Genomic DNA, 7,368 nt, shown 5'->3' with positions numbered 1-7,368 from the left:
GGCGGGAGGCCGTCGCTGTAGCCGTGTACAGGCGGTACGGGGTCAGCCGCGCTGGATGCCCGAGGTGTCCTGGAGCACACCGCGCCGCCCGTCCTGCGTCTGGGCCACCAGACCGGGACCGCGCTGCTCGACCGCGAGATACCAGGTGCCGGGCGCCAGTTCGGCGATCGGCGTCTGCGAGCCGTCCTCACCGAACAGCGGACGGGCCACCGGCACCGCGAACCAGAACGGGGCGAAGTCCCCGGCGGGCGTCGCGCCGCCCGCCGACGGACGGCCGGCCCCGCCCCCCTGCGGCTGCCCGCCTCCGAACGGACCGGACGACTGTCCCGGCTGTCCGCCCTGGGCGCCGTACGGCTGCTGACCCTGGGCCTGGCCCTGCGCACCGTAAGGCTGCTGGCCGCCCGGGTAGCCGTATCCCTGCCCGGTGGCGCCGGGCTGACCGCCGTACGGCTGCGGGGTACGCGGCCTCGGCGCGCCGACGAGGGCGGCCTTCAGCGGGGGTACGAGCGGAGTGGCGACGGCCGCGGCGGCGAGGATCAGGGCCGCGACGAAGCCCAGGATCAGACCGCTGCCCGCGTCGATACCGTCCAGACCGATCAGCGACCAGAGCGCCGTCCACGCGGCGAAGATCGCCAGCGAGACACCGAACTGTCCGAGGTCGAGCCCCGCGATCCTGCGCGGCTGCGGCAGCGCACGGGAGGTGACGATCAGCGCCGCGGCGATGACCCCGGCCAGGTGGATGCTCATCACGGTGCCCAGCGAGTCCCAGGCGTTCGGGGCGTTGCTCGATCCGAACGCGCTGGACTCGTACAGATTGAGGAACGAGGCGATGAACAGCAACACCGCTGCTCCGATCACCACGCCGTCGCCTCGAGTGAGGGAGCGGATGTTCACGTGAGAAGTCCTTCGTTGTCGTCTCGTCGGGGCGGTCGACGCGGGCCGCCGGCATACGGCGGTGCGCGGTGCGAAGCTCGGGGGCGGCTCCCTATCGTACGGATGAATGTATCGCCTGCCCGATCGGGTCGTCTGCCCGGTATCAGGCGCGGTAGCGGGCCTGTTACCGGGCTCGGTGGCAAGCTGTTACGCGGCGTGTGACGACCGTGTGACGACACGGCGCGTCATGCGATCAGGACGGCCGTCGCGCGACGGGCCACCGGGCGGACGACCGGGCGTTCGGGGTCAGCTGGTGAGAAATCCCCTGATTCCATCCGCCATCCCCCGGGCCGCTCTCTGCCGCCATTCCGCATCGGTGAGCAGGGCGGCATCGTGCGAATCGCGCATATTGCCGCATTCGATGAAGACTTTGGGAACCTTCGACAGATTCAGTCCGCCGAGGTCCTCGCGTACGTCCAACCCCGTGCCCCCGCCCAGATAGTTGGCGGGGGCGCTGCCGGTCTCCCGTACGAAATTGCCGACGATGTGCTCGCCGAGTTCGCGCGACGGACCGACGATCGCCGTGGTGTCCGCCGCCCCGCCCTTCACCGAGGCGGGCAGAATGACATGGAATCCACGGTTTCCCGACGCCGAACCGTCGGCGTGCACGGAGATCACGGCGTCGGCCTTCGCCTGGTTGCCGATACGGGCCCGCTCGTCCACGCACGGGCCATAGGGACGGTCGTTGTCGTGGGTGAGGACGACCGTCGCGCCGAGTTTCCGGAGCAGGGAACTCAGCCGGTGGGAGACATCCAGGGTGAACGCGGCCTCGGCGTAACCGGCGTTGGTGGCGGTGCCGGTGGTGTCGCATTCCTTGCTGGTCGTTCCGATATTCACCGGTTCATTGATCTCGGCGGTGTGTTCGCGATTGCGTGGATTGTGCCCGGGGTCGATCACGACGACCTTTCCCGCGAGCGGTCCGCCGGCGGCGACGGGGGCGCCGGAGACGTCGGGGGCGCCCGGCCCGGACGGCCCGATCGGGTCCGAGCCCCCCGGGACGTCGTCCTCGTTCACACCGCCTTCCGCGCCGGACGGCGGCGGTGCGGTGGAGGCGCTGGAGGACGCGCCGGAGGCGGCCGGATCTCCACCGTCAGGACCGCTCATGCCCTGCCAGACGAGCCACCCCGCCAGCGCGGCCGACACCAGCGCGCCGACCGCGACAGCGGCATCGCTCCGGCCGGAACGGCGTCGGACGGACTGCCGGCTCTCATCGGTCCGCCGGTTCGGCTCGGGCTGGTGGCTCGGCTCGGGCTGGTGGTTCTTGTGGTACGGCACGTCGCGATGCTAATGCGAATGGTCAGAGTCCTGGCCCGGTACGGCGCAGGACGCGCAGGGAGTCCGTTCCCGGCAGCTCGGTGAAGGCGCCGGACGCGAGCGCCCGCAGATAGATGTGGTACGGCGCCCGGCCGCCGTCCGCCGGGTCGGGGAAGACGTCGTGGATCACGAGCAGCCCGCCCTCGGCGAGATGCGGTGCCCAGCCCTCGTAGTCCCCGTTGGCGTGCTCCTCGGTGTGGCCGCCGTCGATGAAGACGAGTCCGAGCGGCCCGCCCCAGACCTTCGCGACCTGCGGTGAACGGCCGACGACCGCGATCACCCGGTCCTCCAGACCGGCCCGGTGGAGCGTGCGCCGGAAGGTGGGGAGCGTGTCCATGACGCCGGTGTCCGGGTCGACCACGGCCGGGTCGTGATACTCCCAGCCGAGCTGCTGCTCCTCGCTGCCCCGGTGGTGGTCGACGGTGACGGCGACCGTCCCCGCCTCCCGCGCGGCGGCGGCCAGCAGCAGGGTGGAGCGTCCGCAGTACGTACCGATCTCCAGGAGCGGCAGACCGAGCGCCCCGGCGTCGGCGGCCGCCGCGTACAGGGCGAGCCCTTCGTGTACGGGCATGAACCCCTTGGCGGCCTGGAAGGCGGCGAGGACGTCGGACGCGGGTTCGGTCCCGGCGGGCATGGGCGGCTCTTCTCGGTCTGACGGCTGAGGCACCGGTTCCTGCCGGAGCGCGGGCGCCCATGGTGCCGTACACCCCCGGCCGTACGGGAGCCGGGGGTGCGCGGGGGTGACGGAGGGGAACAGGGCCGGCCCGGCGGACGACGACGGGACGGGTGCCCCCCCGTTCAGGAGGAGACGGCGGCGGTGCGCTCCGGCGCGCTCTGCGCCAGCACCAGATCGACATCGACCGGCAGACCGTCGCCCGTGTACACCGCCGGGCGCGCGTGCGGCGCGTACCCCGTCGCAGTGGCCGCCAGTACGTAGTTCCCGCCGGTCTGCGGCAGCAGCGCGTAGGCGCCGTTCTCGTCGCTGGTGGTGAGCCCCGCCTGCCTGCCCCCGGCGTCGATGAGTGTGACATTCGCCCACGCCACCGGCGCACCGTCCGGGTCCAGCACCCGTCCCCGGAAACCGCCGGACCCGGCGACGAGTGTGTGCTGCGGTCCTCGCTCGCTCTCGTCCGGGGCTGATCCCCGCGACTCCAGTGCTTCCAGTGACTCAAGCGACGCCAGGGACTTCGGTGCCATGGACGTCGCCTTCGGCCCGTTCGCCGCCGACCGCTGCGAGGGCAGGAACGCCGCCAGCACCAGACCCGCGACCACCGCGCCCGTGGCGATCAGGAACGAGATACGGAAGCCGTGCAGGGTGGGCAGTGTCACCCCGTCCGAGACGGCCGACGTATGGGCCAGCACCATGCCGATCACCGCGCTCGACACCGATGTGCCGATGGAACGCATCAGGGTGTTCAGACCGTTGGCCGCGCCCGTCTCCGAGGGATCCACGGCGGCGACGATCAGCGCCGGGAGCGAGGAGTACGCGAGGCCGATGCCCGCGCCCACGACCACCGAGATGACGATGGTCTGCCACGGCGCGCTCATCAGGCCGAGGCCCGCCCCGTAGCCGATACCGATGATCAGCATGCCGAGCATCAGCGAGACCTTGGGGCCGCGCCGCGCGGAGATCCGGGCGTAGAGCGGCGCCGTGAACATCATCGCCAGCCCGAGCGGCGCCACGCACAGCCCGGCCACCAGCATCGACTGGCCGAGACCGTAACCGGTGGACCTGGGCAACTGGAGCAGCTGGGGCAGCACGAGCGAGATCGCGTAGAAGGCGACCCCGATCATGATCGAGGTGAGGTTGGTGAGCAGCACCTCACGGCGCGCGGTGGTACGGAGATCGACCAGCGGCGCGGAACTCCTCAGCTCCATCACGCCCCACAGCAGCAGGATGACGACCGCCAGGACGAACAGCCCGACCGTGGTGGTCGATCCCCAGCCCCAGTCGCCGCCCTTGGTGATCGGCAGCAGCAGGGAGACGAGCCCCGCGGAGAGCCCGATCGCGCCGAGCCAGTCGAAGTCGCCGGTGGCCCGTACCGACGACTCGGGTACGAAGCGCAGGGTGAGCAGGATCGACAGCGCGCCGAGACCGGCCGAGCAGAAGAACAGCGCGTGCCAGTCGGCGTTCTGCGCGACCAGGGCCGCGCCGGGCAGGGCGAGCCCGCCGCCCACGCCGATGGAGGAGCTCATCAGCGCCATCGCGGAGCCGAGGCGCTCGCGCGGCAGTTCGTCCCGCATGATGCCGATACCGAGGGGTATCGCGCCCATCGCGAAGCCCTGGAGCGCCCTGCCGACGATCATGATGACGAGATCGTCGGTGAATCCGCAGATCAGTGAGCCGATCACCATGACGGCGAGGCTGGCGAGCAGCATCCGGCGCTTGCCGAAGAGATCGCCGAGCCGGCCCATGATCGGGGTGGCGATGGCACCGGCCAGCAGGGTCGCCGTCAGGACCCAGGTGGCGTCGGCGGGTGAGGTGCGGAGAAGTGCGGGAAGGTCCTTGATGACGGGCACGAGCAGGGTCTGCATCACCGCCACGGTGATGCCCGCGAAGGCGAGAACGGGGACGATGGCACCGCCCTCACGGGTTGGGGAGGCCTCCGGGTGCTGATCGGTTGTCGGCTGTGGCATACGTGCGTCCTCCGGGCAGGAAAGAGAGAGTCGGGGCAGGGGCGTGGCGGTGGGGACGGGCGGACAGCGCGGTCCGCCAAGTGGGTGCAGTGTGCAACCTTCCCCGTCGCCGCGTTATTCCGGCGAACGCGGTACGAACACGGTCCGACGCCGGTGCGCTTTCTTCTGACGGTTCGTCAGATGGGAAACCCCGGCGGAGGGTCCGTGCGTCCCGCCCCTCGGGCGGAAACGCGCTCCGGCAATCCGATGTACGGCTCGCTCCTGGGCTGCGACCATGACGCGCATGGTCCGAGCCGCCGCGGATTCCGAAGCCGCCGATAACGCAGACATATCCGGGTCAATCGCCCAAAAGGGGCCAAATGGCCCCGCCCGTAATGGTGTCCGAACCTGGGCGGTGATCCTCACCGCCTGTGCGGGACAGTTCCTCGTCGTCCTCGATGTGTCTGTGGTGAATGTCGCACTGCCGTCGATGCGCGCGGACCTCGGGCTCTCCGCCGGTGGTCTTCAGTGGGTGCTCAACGCCTATTCGATCGCTTTCGCCGGTTTTATGCTGCTCGGTGGACGGGCGGCGGATCTCTTCGGCCGCAAGCTGATGTTCCTGACGGGGCTCGGGGTGTTCACCCTCGCGTCCGTCGCGGGCGGACTCGCCCAGGAGGGCTGGCAGTTGCCGGCCGCCCGCGCCGTACAGGGCCTCGGCGCCGCCGTACTGGCGCCCGCGACGCTCGCCATCCTGACCTCGGCCGTGCCGGCCGGAGCCGCCAGGACCCGGGCCATAGGCACCTGGACGGCGGTCGGCGCGGGCGGCGGGGCGGCCGGCGGGCTCATCGGCGGCGTGCTCACCGATCTGCTCTCCTGGCGATGGGTGCTGCTGATCAATGTGCCGGTCGGGGTGCTGGTCCTGGCCGGGGCCGCGGTGTGGCTGACCGAGAGCCGCAGGGATACGGGACGGCGCCTCGACCTGCCCGGCGCGGTGCTGGTCACGGGCGGTCTGGCGGCGCTGGCGTACGGCATCGTGCAGACCGAGGAGCGGGGCTGGGGCGCGGGGGACACCCTGCTGCCGCTGGCCGGGGGAGTGGTGCTGCTGGGGCTGTTCGTGGCGGTGGAGGCATGGACGAGGGTGCCGCTGATGCCGCTGGGGCTGTTCCGGGTACGGGCGGTGTCGGCGGCGAACACGGCGATGTTCGTCTGTAGCTCCGCGTCCTTCGCCGTCTGGTTCTTCATGACGGTCTACGCCCAGAACGTGCTGGGATACGGGCCGCTGGAGGCCGGTCTCGCGCTGGTCCCGAGCTCTCTGAGCATTGTGCTCGGTTCGAAGATCGCGCCCCGGCTGATGTCCCTGGCGGGTGCCCGGAATGTCGCGGTCATCGGGGCGCTGGTGGCGGTCGCCGGGTTCGGCTGGCAGTCGATGCTGACCCCGGACGGACCGTATCTCTCGTCGATCCTCGGCCCCGGTCTGCTGATCATGACCGGTCTGGGGCTGACGGGCACCACGCTGGCGGCGCTGGCCACGGGCGGCGCGGAACCCGGTGACGCCGGTCTGGTCTCGGGCCTGGTCAACACCTCGCGGACGATGGGCGGGGCGCTCGGTCTCGCCGTCCTGTCCACGGTGGCGGCGTCCCGTACGGCGGGCGGTACGAGTCCGCAGGCGCTGACGGAGGGATACGCGCTGGCGTTCAGGACGGGCGGCGCGGTGGTGCTGGCGGGGGCTGTGCTGATGGTGCTGTGGCTGCCGCGCGGCTCCTCGGACGGGTGACCGGCTGACCGGCAAGGGGGCGGTCCGCGGTTCCGGGGATCCGTAGTTCCGTTGACCCGGGGCTCCGGGGATCAGAGCCAGCCCTGGCGGCGGGCGGCGCGTACCGCCTCCATGCGGTTGCGTGTGCCGGTCTTGCCGATGGCCGACGAGAGATAGTTCCGTACGGTCGACTCGGAGAGATGGAGCCTGGCCGCGATGTCGGCGACGGTCGCGCCGTCCACCGAGGAGTTCAGCACCTCACGCTCGCGCGCGGTGAGCGGATTCGGGCCCGCGCTCAGGGCCGCCGCAGCCAGCGCGGGATCGATGACGGTCTCGCCGGTCAGCACCTTGCGGATCGCCGCGGCGAGTTCCTCCACCGGTCCGTCCTTGACCAGGAAGCCCGCCGCTCCCGCCTCCATCGCCCGGCGCAGATAGCCGGGCCGGCCGAAGGTGGTCAGGATCAGCACCCGGCAGCCGGGCACCTCGTCCCGCAGCAGCGCGGCGGCGTCGAGACCGCTGATACCGGGCAGTTCGATGTCCAGCAGCGCCACATCGGGACGTGAGACGAGCGCGGTGTCCACGATGGCGTCGCCGGTGGCCACCTGGGCGACCACCTCTATGTCCGGCTCCATACCGAGCAGCAGCGCGAGGGCCCCGCGCAACATGCCCTGGTCCTCGGCGAGAAGGACGCGTACGGACGTGGCCGGCCTGTGGTCCCGGGGCATCTCTGTCATCTGCACAGGGTAGGGCGG

General features: G+C 71.3%; 6 protein-coding genes. 1 reads left to right on the top strand and 5 read right to left on the bottom strand.

Annotated features, from left to right (window positions below; all coding sequences use genetic code 11):
- Positions 1 to 42: 42 nt before the first annotated feature.
- From ACWGDX_RS32815 to ACWGDX_RS32800, 4 genes are all read right to left on the bottom strand, one after another.
- On the bottom strand, positions 43 to 894 hold the full coding sequence (locus ACWGDX_RS32815) for a DUF5336 domain-containing protein (protein WP_453631507.1): 852 nt from the start codon (positions 892 to 894) through the stop codon (positions 43 to 45).
- Positions 895 to 1,179: 285 nt separating this feature from the next.
- Positions 1,180 to 2,208 (bottom strand): N-acetylmuramoyl-L-alanine amidase, encoded by a 1,029-nt coding sequence (locus tag ACWGDX_RS32810; RefSeq protein WP_453631505.1) that lies wholly within the window; start codon positions 2,206 to 2,208, stop codon positions 1,180 to 1,182.
- A gap of 22 nt (positions 2,209 to 2,230) precedes the next feature.
- On the bottom strand, positions 2,231 to 2,881 hold the full coding sequence (locus tag ACWGDX_RS32805; protein WP_453631503.1) for a class I SAM-dependent methyltransferase: 651 nt from the start codon (positions 2,879 to 2,881) through the stop codon (positions 2,231 to 2,233).
- 164 nt (positions 2,882 to 3,045) lie between these two features.
- Positions 3,046 to 4,884 carry an MFS transporter gene (locus ACWGDX_RS32800; RefSeq protein WP_453631502.1) on the bottom strand — a complete coding sequence of 613 codons (1,839 nt, stop codon included), beginning with the start codon at positions 4,882 to 4,884 and terminating at the stop codon, positions 3,046 to 3,048.
- A 274-nt stretch (positions 4,885 to 5,158) separates the two neighbouring features.
- On the opposite strand from ACWGDX_RS32800, the gene ACWGDX_RS32795 reads away from it, so the two are divergent.
- The gene (locus ACWGDX_RS32795; RefSeq protein ID WP_453631500.1) at positions 5,159 to 6,637 is read left to right on the top strand and encodes an MFS transporter; all 1,479 of its coding nucleotides are present in this window, start codon (positions 5,159 to 5,161) and stop codon (positions 6,635 to 6,637) included.
- A 71-nt stretch (positions 6,638 to 6,708) separates the two neighbouring features.
- Here ACWGDX_RS32795 and ACWGDX_RS32790 read toward each other — a convergent pair whose 3' ends face one another.
- Positions 6,709 to 7,350, bottom strand: coding sequence for a response regulator (locus ACWGDX_RS32790; RefSeq protein ID WP_453631498.1), 642 nt, complete (start codon positions 7,348 to 7,350; stop codon positions 6,709 to 6,711).
- Between the last annotated feature and the right edge of the window lie 18 nt (positions 7,351 to 7,368).

It is taken from the genome of Streptomyces sp. NPDC055025 (assembly GCF_053608565.1).
This window is presented reverse-complemented; position numbering and strand designations above follow the sequence as displayed.